Raw genomic sequence first — 15,385 nt, forward strand, 5'->3', positions numbered from 1 at the left:
GGTCAGGACGCCGACTTGCCGATGCGCAGCACGTAGTCGAGCGGGGCGGTGCCCAGGCCGGGCAGGTTGAGGTACAGGCCGTCGGAGCCGATGGTCACGCTTTCCACGGTGGCGTCGACGTAGGTATTGAGCGCGGTGCCGGTGCCATCGCTGCCGGTATGCGTGGCCTTGATGGAGTACGCGCCGGCCGCCGCGCGTTCGCCGTTGGCCTTCACGCCATCCCAGACGAAGGCGGTTTCGCCCTTGCCGGTGGATTCGACGTCGATGGTGTCCACGACCACGCCACTGGCATCGGTGATCTCGAACGTCACCTTGCCCGCACCCGGGGACATGACCAGGCCCGTGGCATTGCCGGTGGCAGGCAGTGCCACCGAACTGGACGGCACCACGACGGAATGGCCGACCAGCGCCGCGCCCTTCAGCACCTGGTCGCCGGTCAACGCAGAGGAGAAACCGCCGACGGTGGTGTTCAGTTCGCTGATGCCCTGCACGGTCGAGAACTGCGCCAGCTGCGCGACGAATTCGCTGTTGGACAGCGGCTTCAGCGGGTCCTGATGGCTCAGCTGCTCGGTCATCAGGCGCATGAAATCGGCCTGGCCCAGCGTGTCGGCCTTCTTGGTGGTCGCCACACCCGAGGAGGCGGTATTGATGGCGGCGAACGGATCGCCATTGATGGTGGTCATGTGCGTGGTCGCTCGGTGGCGGGGCGTCAGCGGCCCATGGTCAGGGTGGCCAGGGCGAGTTCCTTGGCCGTGTTCAGCACTTCCACGCCGGCCTGGTAGCCGCGCGACGCCGAGATGAGGTTGACCATCTGCGAGACCGGATCCACATCGGGCGCGTAGACGTAGCCGTCGCCGTCGGCCATCGGGTGGCCGGGCTCATAGCGCTTGATCGGTGGCGCATCGCTCTGGCTGATCTCCTTCACCTGCACCGACGTAAGCGAGCCGTCGCCGCGCAGCGGGCGCGCCTGGAACACGGGCTCGATGGGCTTGTAGACCGCATCCGCGGACGAGGCGATGGAATCGGCGTTGGACAGGTTGCTGGCGATCGTGTTCAGGCGCACGGACTGCGCCTGCAGCGCGGAACCGGCGACGTCGAAGATGGGCAGGTTGCTCATGGCATGCCTCCTTACTGGCCGGTGATCGCGGTGAGCATGGTGCGCACCTTGGATTCGATGAAGCTCAGCGAGGCGCGATACTCGAGCGCCGCGCGGCCATAGGCGGCGCGCTCGGTGTCGGCATCGACGGTGTTGCCGTCCAGGCTGGGCTGCACGCCATCGCGTTCGAACATGCGCGGGGTGGCGTCCTGCAGGGTGAGGTGCAGTTCGTTGGTGGTCCGCAAGGGCGCGGCCCTGGCGGCGGCGTTCTCCAGGGCAGCCTGGAAGTCGAGGTCCTTCGCCTTGTAGTTCGGCGTGTCGGCGTTGGACAGGTTGCTGGCGATCAGCTGCATGCGCTGCTCACGCAGCGGCAGTGCCGCCGCATGGACACCGAGGTAGTTGGAGATGGGATTGGACATGGCACCGCTCCGGCAGACCGTTGCCGGGGCAGCTGCAAAGCGTGTGCCAGAACGTGCTCTTCCTTCGCCCCGCGCGGCGGGGAGAAGGTGCCCGAAAGGCCTGCCCCATACTCGATACGGGGGCGGATGAGGGGCGCTTTACGCCGCCATTTGCGCTGCCGCCACCTGGTTCAGCCGGAACAGCACATGCTCGGCCAGCTCGTGCGGGCTGTACTTCGCCACGAAGGCGTTTGCGCCCACGCGTTCGACCATGGCGTTGTTGAACACGCCCGACAGGGACGTGTGCAGCAGCACGTAGAGGCCGGCCAGGCCCGCATGGCGCCGGATTTCCGTCGTCAGCGTGTAGCCGTCCATCGCAGGCATCTCGATGTCGGAAATGACCATGGCGTAGCGTTCGGCCGGGTTCTCGCCGGCGGCGTGCACCTGCAAGAGGTGGTCCAGCGCCTGCCGGCCGTCGGACAGCAGGGTGGCGGTGACGCCGAGCTGCTCCAGTACGCTGCGGATCTGCGAGCGCGCGACGCGCGAGTCGTCGACCACCAGCACCTGCATCGGCGGGGCACCGGCGGGCAGGGCCATTTCCGGCGCCAGCGTGGCATCCATGCGCGACTGGCAGATGTCCGCCAGCACGCTTTCCACGTCGATCACCTGGATCAATTCGCCCTGGAAACGCGTCACCGCGGTGAGGAAGCTGTTTTCCGCGCCCAGTTCCGGCGGCGGATGGATGTCTTCCACCGCGATGTTGACGATGCGCTCCACGCCGCTGACCAGGAATCCCTGGATGGACCGGTTGAACTCGGTGACCACCAGGTAGTTGGGCGCGTTCTCGGGATTGGGGTCCCGCTCGGGGTGGCGGATGCTCAGGCCCAGGTCCAGCACGGGGACGGAACGGCCGCGCACGTCGGCCACGCCCACGAATTCGGTGGGCAGTCCGGGCAGCTGGAACAGGGGCGGGCGGCGCAGGACTTCCTGCACCTTGAACACGTTGACGCCAAAAAGCTGACGCCCGCCCAGGCGGAACAGCAGCAATGCGAGGCGGTTGTGGCCGGCCAGGCGGGTGCGCTGGTCGATGCGGTTGAGCAGGTCCTGGGTCATGTCCAGCATATCGGCCGGGTGGATGAGGCCTTGAGGTGCGGCGCGTCCGCAGAGGTGCTTTCGTGACGGGGCTTCGGTATGGAGAGATGGCGCCGCTGGCCGCGGGGGCGTCCCTTTCTTTGCTCGTGCAAAGAAAGGAACCAAAGAAACACGCCCCAGGCGGCACGCCCTGCGCTTCGCTCCGGGTCCGCGAGCGGTCCGGGAATTTTCGTATGGCACATCCATGTGCCATACGAAAACGCCGTCATCCATGACGGCGCCCTTCGGGTTTTACCCGGCCCACTCGCCGTGCCTCATGGGGACCCGGAAAGCGTGATCAACAGCGGAAGCAGCTCTTGGGCCCCCTTAGGTCCGGCAGTCGCGGCGGGCAAAACCCGTAGGGCGGCGCACATGGATGTGCGCCGTTTTCGGCCGGGGCAGGATGCCCCGTACGAAAATTCCCGCCGTGACTGCGAACCCGCCGCGCAGCGGCGGGCGGACCGCCGGGGTGTGCTTTCTTTGCCTACTTTCTTTGCACAAGCAAAGAAAGTAGGGCCGCCGCGGCGAGCGGCACCATGCTGGCATGCCAGAAAACACATCGCCGCAGGCCCCACGCTCTGGCACATCACTTGCACCTTCCCCGCCGATGAACCGACGGAGCCCGCCCATGCTGCTGCGCCTGACCACCGCCCTGATCGGCGGTCTGACCGCCTGCGCCGTGCTGGCCGCGGACTTCCAACCGGTCGACAGCATCAAGGCCGCCGCCCTCGGCGCTTTGCCTGCCGGCAGTGAGGCCGAGGCCACGCTCGATCCCGCCTTGCGCCTGCCGCGCTGTGGCGCCGCGCTGGTCGCACGTATCCAGGGCAACAACAGCGTGGAAGTCAGTTGCCCGCAGGATGCCGGCTGGCGCCTGTTCGTGCCCGTGCGCGTGCGCCGCAGCCAGACCGTGCTGGTGCTGGCGCGTGGCGTGGCGCCAGGCGAGACCATCACCGCCGATGCCTTCGTCGCCGAGCGCCGCGATGCTTCCCGCGTCGTCGGGGCGGCTGTCGCCGATCCGGCGCAGGCGGTGGGCCGGGTCGCGCGACGCATGCTTTCTGCCGGGGCGGTGCTGGCGTCGACCGACCTGGTCGCGCAGCGCCTGGTCCGGCGCGGCGACAATGTGGCGCTGGTGTCCCGGCGCGGGGGCGTGGAAGTCCGCGTCGCCGGCAAGGCATTGGCCGATGCAGGCGAGAACGAGCGGGTAACCGTCGAAAACCTGTCCTCGCGCCGCGTGGTGCAGGGTGTGGTCGGGCCGGGCGGCGACGTCTGGGTGAGTCGATGAAAATAATTCGCGATCGGCCCTCAAGATGTCCCTCGGGGTGCCGATACCGACGCTGGGTGGAAGGACATCGGGCAGAAAACGGGCCTTCCTCGGAATTGTGCGATCCGTCACTAAAGTCGACCGGGTGGCGGCCGATAACTCCTTTGAACCCTGTTACAGGTGACTGACATGAACCAGAAAATCGAAGGCACTCCCCCTGCCGCCATCCGCAGCACAGGCCCCTTGGGTGGCCGTGTCGCCCCGGCGGGCGCCGACCGTTCCAGCCCCGTGGAAGCCAGCGCGGCAGGCGACAGCCTGCGCCTGACTGGCGAGGCCACCAGCCTGCAGGCCATGCAGCGCGAACTGTCCACCGCCCCGGCGATCAACGAGGCACGCGTGCAGGCCGTGCGCGAAGCGCTGCAGGCCGGCACGTACAAGATCAACGCCGAGGCCATCGCCGACGGCATGCTCGGCCTGGAAGACCAGCTGGGCGGCTGAGCACCATGACGCACGCCCCCCTCCAGCGACTGTCCGCGGCCCTGGAAGAGGAGCGCCGCGCCATCGTCGAGCACGACGTGGAAGCGCTCGTGCGCTGCACCCAGGACAAGCTGGACGCGCTGCGGGCGCTGGAAGGCGCCGCCGCCGGCTACGGCTTCCCGGACGAACTGCGCCAGCGCCTGGCCGAACTCGCCGACATGAACCACGCCAATGGCATCCTGCTGGCGCGTCGGCGTCGCGAAGTGAACTGGGCGCTGCGCCACCTCGGCCGCACCGAAAGCCACGGCGCCTACGACGCCCAGGGCCAGACATCGACGAACGCCGCCCCGCGTCCGATCGCGGTGGCCTGAGCCCGGTGCCGGATCCGCAAACTGCGACACCGCACCTTGCCGCTCCTGCGGCCGCGCCGGATACTGGCGCCCCATCATCGCCGCCACCCGATCCATCCGTGGCCACAGACCCGCTGACGAATCCGCCTTCCGGCGCCTGCACCTTGGACGACATCCCGTCCTTCGCCGATCTCAAGGCGCTGGCCGAACTGATGGACGATGGCTACCTGCTGTGCCGTGGCGATGCGCGTCCGTTGCACGCCAATGCGGCCGCCCGCGCGCTGGTGAACGATGAAGGCGACGTGCTGGCCGCGCTGTCCCGCCTGTTGCCCGCCGACGCGATCCGCATCGCGCGCGAGACCGGGCGCTGGAATGCCGACCTCACGCTCGACGACGGACTGGTGCTGCAGGTGCGCGCATACTTCCACGACACTCCGGGCGGCGGCCACTGCATGGTCGTGTTCCACGATGTGAGCGAAGCGCATGCGCGCCAGCAGGAACTGCAGCGTCGCCATGCACAGCTCCGGCAGACGCTGGTGCGGCTGGCCGGTGCGCAGGAGCAGCTGGTCCAGTCGGAGAAGATGGCCTCCATCGGCCAACTCGCGGCCGGCGTTGCGCACGAGATCAACAATCCGATCGGTTACGTGCACTCGAACCTCGGCTCGCTGCAGGAATACCTGCACAGCCTGTTCTCGCTGATCGAAGTCTACGAGCGCGCGCTGCGCCTGCCGGACCCGAAGACGATGCTGCCCGAGATCGAGGACCTGCGTGCACGCGCCGACATCGACTTCATCACCGGCGACCTGCCGCAGCTGATGTCCGAGTCGCGCGAAGGCATCGAGCGCGTCACCGCGATCGTGCGCAACCTCAAGGATTTTTCGTACTCCGGGCGCGACGACAGCTGGAAGTCCGCCGACCTGCATGCCGGCCTCGATTCCACCATCAACATCATCTGGAACGAGCTGAAGTACAAGGTCACCCTGGAAAAGCAGTACGGCAAGCTGCCGCTGGTGCAGTGCCGCCCCTCCGAGTTGAACCAGGTGTTCATGAACATCCTGCTCAACGCCAGCCATGCCATCGACGAACGCGGCACGATCACCGTGGCCACCGGGGTGGAGGGCGACGAGGTGTGGATCGAGATCCAGGACAGCGGACACGGCATCCCCGACGAGATCCTGCAGCGCATCTTCGACCCGTTCTTCACCACCAAGCCGGTCGGCAGCGGCACCGGGCTGGGGCTGTCGATTTCCTACGGCATCGTGAAGAAGCACAACGGGCGCATCGAAGCGCGCAACGTGCCGGGCGCCGGCGCCTGCTTCCGCATCGTGCTGCCGATCCGGCAGCCGAGTCTCGACGCGGCGTGACGTCTGTTCCCTTCTCCCCGCTCGGCGGGGAGAAGGTGCCCGAAGGGCGGATGAGGGGCGGGCGCAGGAATAAACCTCGCGGCATACATTGCGATTGTTGCGATGGCGCCGCATGTCCCGGCTCTTGGTCTTCGTTCGCCCCTCACCCGCCTCCGGCACCCTCTCCCCGCTTCGCAGGGAGAGGGGAAGGGTGTCAGGACTCGAAGAACGCCAGCTTCTTCGCCCGCGGCAACCGTTTGAGGTGCGCTTCCGCACGCGATGCCGCACTGCGGTCGGGATACGCGCGGCTGGCCAGCAGCTGCACGGGAGGATTCGCACGCGTGTACTTCGCGCCGGTCCCGGCGACATGCGCGGCGTAGCGTGCGTCGAGGCGGTTGGTGATGCCGGCGTAATACGCGCCGCTGCGACACTCGAGCAGGTACACGCACCAGCGACCCGGCGCGTCGTCGGCGTCAGGCGTGCGCACGATGGTGCGGCTGGTTCTCGTGCGTGGTGAATGCCTGGCGGATGTGTTCGCGCAGGTCGTCATCGTTCCACGGCTTGGTCAGGAAGCGGTAGATCTCGCCGCGGTTGATCGCCTCGGTGACGGTCGCCAGGTCGGTGTAGCCGGACAGCACCAGCCGGATCGTGTCCGGGTAGAGCACGCGCACGCGGCCGAGGAACTCGGTGCCGCTCATGTCCGACATGCGCTGGTCGGACAGGATGACCTGCACGTCGTTGGTCGCGAGCAGCTCGAACGCGTCGGTGACGTTGCTGGCGGCCAGGATGCGGTAGCCATCGCGACGGAACAGGCGCACCAGCGAGCGCAGGATGTTCTCTTCGTCGTCGAGCAGCAGCAGGGTGCGGTCGGGCTTGGTGGCGGCGAAGGCATCGGCGCGCAGGTAGCGACGGCGCAGCACCGCGCCGGCATCCTCGGCCGACATCGGCTCGCCGAACAGGTGGCCCTGGAACATGTCGCACTGGTTCCTGCGCAGGAAGCCCAGCTGCGTATCGGTTTCCACGCCGTGCGCGATGACCTTCATGCCCAGCTGGTGGCCCATCGCGATGATGGCGCAGGTGATGGCGACCTCGCGGTTGCCCGAGGGCACGCCCTTCACGAAGTTGCGGTCGATCTTGATCTTGTCCACCGAGAAGCGGACCAGCGAATCCAGGTTCGAGTCGCCCATGCCGAAGTCGTCCAGCGTCAGCCGCACGCCTTCGCGGTGCAGCTGCGCCAGCGTGCGGTGGACCAGGTTCATGTCCTTGGCGAGCGCATTCTGGCGCACCTCCAGGACCACCATCTGCGGCGGGATGCCGGCCTCCTGCATGGCCTCCAGGACTTCGGGCACGAAGCTGGGGCGCAGCAGTTGCAGCGTGGACACGTTGACCGCGATCTCGAAGTCGTCGAAGCCCCAGTCGCGCCAGACGCGCGCCTGCTTGAAGGCATTGCGCAGCACCCAGTCGCCGATCTGGACGATGACGCCCAGCTTTTCGGCCACGTGCATGAAGCGCTCGGGCACCAGCAGGCCCAGGGCCGGCGAGTACCAGCGCAGCAGCGTCTCCATGCCGACCACGCGTCCGTCGTGGGCATTGATCTGCGGCTGGTAGAACAGGCGCAGTTCGTTGTGGTGGATGGCATTGACGATCTGCCGCGCGATGATGCTGTCGCTGCGTGCGGTGATCGCCGCGCCGCGCCGGTACAGGCGCACCAGGTTCATGCCTTCGTGCTTGGCCTGTTCCATCGCGCTCTCGGCGCATTGCAGCAGGCCAGACGGCGTGTCGGCATGTTCGGGACACAAGGCGACGCCCAGCGTGCCGGTCAGGAACAGCGTGTACGGCAGCACCGTCATCGGCAGCTCGATCTGCTCGCGCAGCAGCTCGCCGAAGCGTTCGGGCGGCAGGGTGCCGGGCGAGCGCGGCACGGCCACGATGAACTCGTCGCTTCCATGGCGCCAGGCGCGTGCCTCGGTACCCAAGGCCTGCTGCAGGCGGTCGCTGAGGATCGCCAGGGCTTCGTCGCCGACCTCCACGCCCATGTTCTCGTTGATCGAGCGGAAGTGGTCGATGTCGACGTACAGCAGCATCAACGGCGTGCCGTCGTGGGTGGCGGCCTCGACCATGCGCAGCAGGTCGGGTTCGCCGGCCCCCAGGCGCGGCAGGCGGGGCAGGTGGGCGTGCTCGGAGTTCACGCGGGATCGGCGGATGTGGCGGGCAGGGGCCCATAGGGTAGGCGAAGTCGCCATGGCGCGTCCGGGACGACGACCAGTTCGCCCCCCGCCGCGTTCGCCAGCGCCTGCAGCAGCGGCCGCGCATCCACGTCGGCCTGCACCTGCATGTCCACGGTGAAGCCGCCGCGGGGATCGGGATCGCCGTCGAGCGCGAGGACGATGCGGCCGCCCGCGTGGGCCACTTCCCGGGCGATGGTCTGGACGATGCGGAACGCGACCAGGGCACGGTCGGCGGCGGGTGCGTGGGGCAAGGACGCGAGCGTCACCGTGCTGCCGGGGAACAGGCGTTCGTACTCGGCCCGCAATGCGGCGTCGAGCCCGATCAAATCGAGTTGCGGCGGATGCAGCGTGGCATGCAGGTCGCGAACGATGGCGACCGCCTCATCGCTTGCGCGGATGATCTCGCGCAGGTCCTCCTGGCGGATCTCCGCGTCATCCTCCGACTGCACCAGGTGCGCTCCCATGCGGATCGCCGACAAGGCCTGGCCGACCTGGTCGTGCAGGGCGCGCCCGACCCGGTGGCGGTCGGCTTCCTGCAGGTGGAAAAGCTGCAACAGCAGGTCGTCGGGAGAAGGCGGCATGGGCGCGGCGCGGGCGGGAACGGCGGCAGTATGCCAGTCGTGCCGCCGTGGCATGGCGGAGCGGCCCTGAATGCAGCGGGGCGGCCATCGCTGGCCGCCCAGTGCGTGTCATCCGGTGGCGGGGGTCAGAACAGCTCGACCGTGCCCGCGCCCATGTTCTGCTGGGCCACCGGCTTGTGCGGCGGACGTTCCCATTCGGTGCGCTGGTCGCGCAGGCGGTTGCCGATCAGGCGCAGCGCGCTGAGCAGTTCGTTGTCCGTCGCGCCGCCGGTACGGTGCAGCAGTTCCTGCAGGGCCAGCGCTTCCTTGTTGATCGCGGTCAGGCGGTCCAGGTGGGTCTGCGCACTGCCCAGCGACTGCGTGGCGATGTCCTCGAACTGCAGCGAGCGGACGGCATCGGCGACGCTGGCGTCGATCGCGTGGCCGCACATCGAGACTTCGCGCATGCCGTCGCCCAGCGAGGCGTTGATCGCCGCGACTTGGTTGAGCATGCCGGCGGCTTCGGAGCGGGCTTCACGCGAGCGGTCCAGGTCGCGCGAGGCCATGTTCGACACGGTGTCGCGGACCTTGGCAATGGATTCCTTCGAGCTGTGCGCCAGCTTGCGGATCTGCTCGTTGAAGGCGGTGGAGCGCTCCGACAGGTTGCGCACCTCGTCGGCAACCACCGCGAAGCCACGACCGGCTTCGCCGGCGCGCGCTGCTTCGATGGCGGCGTTCAGTGCCAGCAGGTTGGTCTGGTCGGCGATCGACTTGACGTCTTCCAGCAGCGAGAAGATGCCATCCAGGTGCTGTGCCATGTCGTCGATGTGGTGCACCGTGGTGCCGCTCTGGCCGGCGACCTGTTCCAGCGCCTCGACCAGCTGTTCCATGCGCTGGCTGGCGTTCTGGGCAAAGCGCGCCACGTCCACGCCGGCACGGTCGCCGTCGCCGTTGCGGTCGATGATCCGGGAGATGGCCGCACTCTGTTCGCGCGACTTGCGGTTCATCGCGTCGAAGCTGCCGCCGAGGTTGCTGACCGCCTCGCGGATCAGTTCCCGTGCGCGGTCGATCTCGCTGCGCGAGCCTTCGATCTCGTTGTTCACGAAGCGGCGCAGTTCGGTCAGCAACGCATCCTGTTCACGCACTACGCTGGCATGCTCAGGGGAGATCTGGTGCGAATTGACGGCCGTCAGCCAGGCGAAGATGAGCCAGGCCAGCGTCAGCGACGTCAGCAACGCCCACTGCACGGCGTTGGGCCAGTCGAAGCCGACCGACAGCGGGAACAGCAGGGTCAGGAGAAGGGGTGCCGCAAGACGAACCAGGATGCGCGAGTACATGGGTGCTCTCTGATGAAGCTCACTGATGAGTATCGGCCGTGCGGAACGGCTCTTTAGGCGGGAAATCGCGCGGTTTTGCTGTGGCGGGCGATCTGTGACCGCCATTGCCGCTTGTGCGACCGGCGGTTGTGGGAGCGACGCAAGTCGCGATGCTCTTCGTTCAGGCATCGCCGTCGCGTCATCGCGACTTACGTCGCTCCCACATCAGGCTCGCAGCGGCGATGCCGCACGCTCAGGCAATCGCCGCCGCCAGGTCGAGCAGGCGTTGGGCGATGCGTTCCAGTGGCATCGCCTCCTTGGCCGCGCCCAGGCGCATCGCGGCGCCGGGCATGCCCCAGACCACGCTGGTGGCTTCGTCCTGCACCAGGGTCGGCGCACCGGCCTGGCTCATTTCCAGCAGGCCGCGGGCGCCGTCGTCGCCCATGCCGGTCAGGATGGCGCCGACCGCATTGCCCCCCGCGCTCTGCGCCACCGAGCGGAACAGCACGTCGACCGCCGGCTTGTGGCGGTTAACGGCGGGGCCGTCGTCGATGCGGGCGCGCCAGCGCGCACCGTCGCGGATGATCCGCATGTGCTGGCCGCCCGGGGGCAGATAGGCGTGGCCGGGCAGGATCGCTTCGCCGTCGCTGGCTTCGCGCACGGCCATCGCCGAATGGCGGTCCAGGCGCTCGGCGAAGGCGCGGCTGAAGCCCGCGGGGATGTGCTGGGTCAGCACGATCGCGGGCGCGTCGGCGGGCATCTGTTCCAGCACCACGCGCAGCGCTTCGGTGCCGCCGGCGGAGGCGCCGATGGCGATCAGGCGGTCGGTGGTGCGGAAGCGCAGTGCCGGCGGCGCCGGCAGTGCCGCATCGAGGTTCACGCGTGGCGCGCCGGTGCGGGCCAAGGGCCGTACGCGCGCCTTCGCCGCCGTCTTGACCTTGGCGATGATCTCGTCGGAATACGCCTGCAGTCCGCTGGCGACATCGAGCTTCGGCTTGGACACGAAATCCACCGCGCCCAGCGACAGCGCCTGCAGCGTGGTATCGGCGCCGCGCTCGGTCAGCGAGGAGATCATCACCACCGGCATGGGCCGCAGCCGCATGACGTTCTCCAGGAACGCCAGGCCGTCCATGCGCGGCATTTCAACGTCGAGCGTCATCACGTCGGGATTGAGCCGCTTGATCTTGTCGCGCGCCAGCAGCGGGTCCGCGGCGGAGCCGACGACCTCGATGCCGGGGTCGCGCGACAGGATTTCGGTCAGGATCTGGCGCACGACCGCCGAGTCGTCGACGATCAGCACGCGGCAAGGATTCGTACTCATCAGAACAGCTCCACGCCCCCGGTGACGGGCGCCCTGGACAGGCGCGCGCGCGCGGCGGATTCGGCGGCCAGCACTTCGGCATCGTGGGCGTGCGGCAGGCGCTGCACCACCGCGCGGCCGCTGTCGGCGAAGTACCAGACCTTGCGCGGATGAATGCCCCGCAGGTCTTCCGCCACCACCGGGATGCGCTCGGCATCGAGGTAACGGCGCACGAATTCGGCGTTGCGGGTACCGACCGGATTGCTGGTGAAGCCCTTCAGCACGTTGGCGCCCCCGAACACCTTGGCCTGCAGGCGGCTGCGCGCGGCGCCGCGCTTGAGCAGGTCGTTGATCAGCAGCTCCATCGCATAGCTGCCATAGCGCGCGGGTGCGCCGTCGCCGACGTTGCCGTCCGGCAGCAGGAAATGGTTCATGCCGCCGAGTTTCAGCAGCGGATCGCGTATGCAGGCGGCCACGCACGAGCCCAGCACGGTGACCAGCGCGGTGTGATCGTTCACCACCAGGTACTGCGTGGGCAGCAGCTTGGCGGCATCGGTCTTGAAGCGGATGTCGTGGTAGCGCATCACGCTGCCATCGGCGAAGGCGGCTGCGGCGGCGCTCATGCGGCGGCCCCGGCGCGCCGGTACAGGGTGCGTCCGCAGGGCTGGATGATGTCCGCGGCGTGCAGGTAGTTCTCCGAGTGCCCGGTGTACAGCATGCCGTCGTCCGCCAGGTGCGGCACGAGGCGGGTGAGGATGCTGCGCTGGGTCGGTTTGTCGAAGTAGATCATCACGTTGCGGCAGAACATCGCCACGAACGGGCCCGCCACGTCGTAGCGTGGCGCCAGCAGGTTGAGCGGACGGAAGTCGATCATCTGGCGCAACGCCGGGTGCACGCGGCACTTGCCCTCGTTGGGGCCGCTGCCGCGCTGGAAGTAACGCCGCTTCAATGCGTCGTCCAGGCCGGCGATGCGTTCGATCGGATAGACGCCGCGTTCGCCGGTGGCCAGCACCTGCGTGTCGACGTCGGTGGCCAGGATGCGCACCGGCGGCGTCAGCGTGCCGTAGGCCTCGCAGGCCGAAATGGCGATGGAATAGGGCTCCTCACCGGTGGAGGCGGCGCAGGACCAGATCTTCAGCGCTCCGTCATTGCGCCGCTTGGCGAGTTCTTCCTGCAGGCGCTCGAAATGGTGCGGTTCGCGGAAGAACGAGGTCAGGTTGGTGGTCAACGCATTGGTGAAGGCCTGCCACTCGTCGCCGCCGTCCCGTTCCAGCTGGTCCAGGTAGTCCTTGAAGCTGCGCAGGCCCAGCGCACGCAGGCGTCGCGAAAGGCGGCCGTAGACCATGTCGCGCTTGCCGTCGGCCAGGGCGATGCCTGCCCGTTGGCGGATCAGGTCGGCGACGCGGCGGAAGTCGCGGTCATCGAACTCGAAATCACGCGCGCCGGTCGCGGCGGCGTCGTCGCGAGGGGGCGGGGCGGAGGTCCGTCGGGTCGAGGTAGCCGGAGCAAGGGGGCGGGTACTGACGGACATGGAGGTCTCGCAAGAGCGGGGTACTGGCGGTCATGCCGCCGGGGTCCGTCCTGTGGACGGGCCCCGGCGCGCGACCGGGACGATGCAAACCGCGTGCCTCAGAATTCCTGCCAGTCGTCACCGTCGGCAAGGGCGGGCTCCAGCACCGTCGAGGCGGTGCGGGCGACCGGCTTCGGCGTTGCAGCGGTCGGGGCGGCCGCGGCCTTGGCCGGCTTGGCGGCGGCCACGGGTGCGGAGTGGGCATGCAGCTTGAACACCGAGACGGACTCGCTGAGCGACTGCGCCTGCTCTTCCATCGAGCGGGCGGCGGCCGAGGCTTCCTCCACCAGCGCGGCGTTCTGCTGGGTGGTCTCGTCCATCTGGGTGATCGTCTGGTTGACCTGCTCGATGCCCGCCGACTGCTCCTGCGAAGCCGCCGAGATCTCGGCCATGATGTCGGTCACGCGCTGCACGCTGGCGACGATCTCGCCCATCGTCGCGCCCGCCTGGTTCACCAGCTTGGAACCGTCGGCGACCTTGTCCACGGACGTCTCGATCAAACCCTTGATCTCCTTGGCCGCATTGGCCGAGCGCTGGGCCAGCGTACGTACTTCGCTCGCCACGACGGCGAAACCGCGGCCCTGTTCGCCGGCACGCGCCGCTTCAACGGCGGCATTGAGCGCCAGGATGTTGGTCTGGAAGGCGATGCCGTCGATGACCGAGATGATGTCGGCAATCTTCTTCGAGGACTGCTCGATGTCGCGCATCGTGGTGACGACCTTGCCGACCACCTCGCCGCCCTGCGACGCGACGGACGCGGCGCCGATGGAGAGCTGGTTGGCCTGGCGGGCCGATTCCGCGTTCTGGCGCACGGTGGAGGTCAGTTCCTCCATGGACGCTGCGGTTTCCTCCAGGTTCGCCGCCTGCTGTTCGGTGCGACGCGACAGGTCCGCGTTGCCGGACGCGATTTCACCGGCGGCGGTGTTGATGGAGCCGGAGGCGTCCTGGATGCGGCCGACGATGTCGGTCAGCTGGGCGACGGTGGCATTCGCATCGTCGCGCATGGTGGCGAACACGCCGTGGAAATCGCCTTCCATGCGGGCGGTGAGGTCCCCGCGGGCGATGGCCTGCAGCAGTTCGGAAACTTCGGCCAGGTTGCCGTCGGTCGTTTCCATCAGCTGGTTCAGGCCGTCGATCATGTCGCGGAAGTCGTACTGGTACTTGTCCACGTCGCCGCGCTGGCTGAAGTCGCCGGACGAGGCCGCCATGGCCAGGCGCTTGATCTCGCCGTTGATGGCCGAGAGGTTGGCCTTGGTGGCGTCCATCGTCTCGGTCAGGTTGGCCTTCTCGCCGGGCAGCTTGGGCATGTCCAGGCTCAGGTCGCCCACCGAGTAGCGCTGCATGATCTTCAGCGCGTCGCCGATGGCCTGCAGGTGCGAGGCGACCAGCGCGTTGGTGTCGCGCACCATGCGGCCGTATTCGCCCGGGAACGCGCTGTCGTCCATCCTGTAGCTGATCTGGCCTTCGTCGTGGCGTGCGGCCATTTCGCTCTGTGCGGCGATGACCGACTGCACCTGCGTCTGCATGCGCTGCATGGCGCTGAGCAACTGGCCGACCTCGTCGGAACGGCTGGTATCGATCTTGCCGTCCAGCTTGCCGGCGGAGACATCGTTGGCCACGCGCACGGCTTCGCCGACGGCATTGGCGATGGCACGGGCGAAGAACCAGGCCAGGGCCAGGCCACCGACGATGCCGACCAGCAGCATGATGACCATCAGTGTGCTGGAGGCGGTATAGGTACTGTCGGCGCTTGCGCTGGCCTGCTTGGCTTGGCCATCGACGATGGCGATGAGCGCAGTCAGTGCGCTCGTGGCCTTGGTGTGCTGATCGCGGGTGGCGCCGATGAACGTATCCACGGCGTCGTCCGGCAGCCCGAGGTCGAGCATCTCCTGCACGTCGGCATACGACTGCTTGGCAGCGGCCCACTCCTTCACGAAGAGGTCGTACGCCTTTTTCTCCTCCGGCGTGGCGACGAGCGCGGCATACTGCTTGATGCCGGCGTCGATCTCCTTCTCCTGGGCCGCGGCGCGCGTCTTCGCCTCTGCCTTGACCGCATCGCTGGCGCGGACGTGCTGGCGGTACGCGGTAGTGCGGAACTCGCCGAGCAGGCTGCGAAGGTCGCCGGCGGCCTTGACACTGGGCAGTACGTTGCCGGTGACCTGGGTGGTGGCGCCGTTCAACGAGTTCAGGCCGACGAACGCGGCGATGCCCTGGACGAGCATCAGGGCCAGCACGATGCCGAAGGCCAGCATCATCTTCGTCGTCAATTTGAGGTTCTTGATCCGCTGCATGGGGATTCTTTCCTTTACCGGGGCGCGCGCCGCGCCGCTCTCATTGGCAACCAGGGCGGGGCAG

General features: G+C 68.0%; 16 protein-coding genes. 4 read left to right on the forward strand and 12 right to left on the reverse strand.

Annotated features, from left to right (window positions below; all coding sequences use genetic code 11):
* Positions 1-2: 2 nt before the first annotated feature.
* The 4 genes from Q0907_RS08940 to Q0907_RS08955 all read right to left on the reverse strand — a co-directional run bounded on the left by Q0907_RS08940 (position 3) and on the right by Q0907_RS08955 (position 2,607).
* On the reverse strand, positions 3-683 hold the full coding sequence (locus tag Q0907_RS08940; protein WP_296281852.1) for a flagellar hook capping FlgD N-terminal domain-containing protein: 681 nt from the start codon (positions 681-683) through the stop codon (positions 3-5).
* A 26-nt stretch (positions 684-709) separates the two neighbouring features.
* On the reverse strand, positions 710-1,117 hold the full coding sequence (flgC, locus tag Q0907_RS08945) for a flagellar basal body rod protein FlgC (RefSeq protein WP_296281855.1): 408 nt from the start codon (positions 1,115-1,117) through the stop codon (positions 710-712).
* 11 nt (positions 1,118-1,128) lie between these two features.
* On the reverse strand, positions 1,129-1,515 hold the full coding sequence (flgB, locus tag Q0907_RS08950) for a flagellar basal body rod protein FlgB (protein ID WP_296281856.1): 387 nt from the start codon (positions 1,513-1,515) through the stop codon (positions 1,129-1,131).
* A gap of 138 nt (positions 1,516-1,653) precedes the next feature.
* A complete protein-coding gene (locus Q0907_RS08955) occupies positions 1,654-2,607 on the reverse strand; it encodes a chemotaxis protein (protein WP_296281858.1) in 954 nt (317 codons plus the stop codon).
* Between the two features lie 646 nt (positions 2,608-3,253).
* On the opposite strand from Q0907_RS08955, the gene flgA reads away from it, so the two are divergent.
* The 4 genes from flgA (at position 3,254) to Q0907_RS08975 (ending at position 6,077) form a co-directional block, all read left to right on the forward strand.
* Positions 3,254-3,907, forward strand: a complete 654-nt coding sequence (flgA, locus tag Q0907_RS08960) for a flagellar basal body P-ring formation chaperone FlgA (RefSeq protein ID WP_299343371.1) — start codon at positions 3,254-3,256, stop codon at positions 3,905-3,907.
* Between the two features lie 168 nt (positions 3,908-4,075).
* Positions 4,076-4,384 (forward strand): flagellar biosynthesis anti-sigma factor FlgM, encoded by a 309-nt coding sequence (gene flgM / locus Q0907_RS08965; protein WP_296281862.1) that lies wholly within the window; start codon positions 4,076-4,078, stop codon positions 4,382-4,384.
* A gap of 5 nt (positions 4,385-4,389) precedes the next feature.
* A complete protein-coding gene (locus Q0907_RS08970; RefSeq protein ID WP_296281863.1) occupies positions 4,390-4,734 on the forward strand; it encodes a flagellar protein FlgN in 345 nt (114 codons plus the stop codon).
* 191 nt (positions 4,735-4,925) lie between these two features.
* The gene (locus Q0907_RS08975) at positions 4,926-6,077 is read left to right on the forward strand and encodes an ATP-binding protein (RefSeq protein WP_299343868.1); all 1,152 of its coding nucleotides are present in this window, start codon (positions 4,926-4,928) and stop codon (positions 6,075-6,077) included.
* Between the two features lie 193 nt (positions 6,078-6,270).
* On the opposite strand, the gene Q0907_RS08980 is transcribed toward Q0907_RS08975, so the two are convergent.
* The 8 genes from Q0907_RS08980 to Q0907_RS09015 all read right to left on the reverse strand — a co-directional run bounded on the left by Q0907_RS08980 (position 6,271) and on the right by Q0907_RS09015 (position 15,321).
* Positions 6,271-6,543: a GIY-YIG nuclease family protein gene (locus tag Q0907_RS08980; RefSeq protein ID WP_296281864.1), complete on the reverse strand. Its 273-nt coding sequence runs from the start codon at positions 6,541-6,543 to the stop codon at positions 6,271-6,273.
* A complete protein-coding gene (locus Q0907_RS08985; protein ID WP_296281875.1) occupies positions 6,530-8,176 on the reverse strand; it encodes an EAL domain-containing protein in 1,647 nt (548 codons plus the stop codon). Before Q0907_RS08985 ends, Q0907_RS08980 begins: the two co-directional genes overlap by 14 nt.
* A gap of 65 nt (positions 8,177-8,241) precedes the next feature.
* Positions 8,242-8,865 carry a histidine kinase gene (locus Q0907_RS08990; RefSeq protein WP_299343671.1) on the reverse strand — a complete coding sequence of 208 codons (624 nt, stop codon included), beginning with the start codon at positions 8,863-8,865 and terminating at the stop codon, positions 8,242-8,244.
* A gap of 125 nt (positions 8,866-8,990) precedes the next feature.
* Positions 8,991-10,181 (reverse strand): methyl-accepting chemotaxis protein, encoded by a 1,191-nt coding sequence (locus tag Q0907_RS08995; protein WP_296281866.1) that lies wholly within the window; start codon positions 10,179-10,181, stop codon positions 8,991-8,993.
* 232 nt (positions 10,182-10,413) lie between these two features.
* Positions 10,414-11,481 carry a chemotaxis response regulator protein-glutamate methylesterase gene (locus Q0907_RS09000; RefSeq protein ID WP_299343675.1) on the reverse strand — a complete coding sequence of 356 codons (1,068 nt, stop codon included), beginning with the start codon at positions 11,479-11,481 and terminating at the stop codon, positions 10,414-10,416.
* Complete coding sequence (cheD, locus tag Q0907_RS09005; RefSeq protein WP_296281868.1) at positions 11,481-12,083, reverse strand: chemoreceptor glutamine deamidase CheD; 603 nt, start codon at positions 12,081-12,083, stop codon at positions 11,481-11,483. Before cheD ends, Q0907_RS09000 begins: the two co-directional genes overlap by 1 nt.
* Positions 12,080-12,991, reverse strand: a complete 912-nt coding sequence (locus Q0907_RS09010) for a CheR family methyltransferase (RefSeq protein ID WP_299343677.1) — start codon at positions 12,989-12,991, stop codon at positions 12,080-12,082. The genes cheD and Q0907_RS09010 overlap by 4 nt, the downstream gene beginning before the upstream one ends.
* Positions 12,992-13,089: 98 nt before the next feature.
* Positions 13,090-15,321, reverse strand: coding sequence for a methyl-accepting chemotaxis protein (locus Q0907_RS09015; RefSeq protein WP_299343678.1), 2,232 nt, complete (start codon positions 15,319-15,321; stop codon positions 13,090-13,092).
* Positions 15,322-15,385 lie beyond the last annotated feature (64 nt).

The organism is uncultured Pseudoxanthomonas sp., from assembly GCF_947498795.1.
In the GTDB taxonomy this organism is placed as follows: Bacteria; Pseudomonadota; Gammaproteobacteria; order Xanthomonadales; family Xanthomonadaceae; genus Pseudoxanthomonas_A.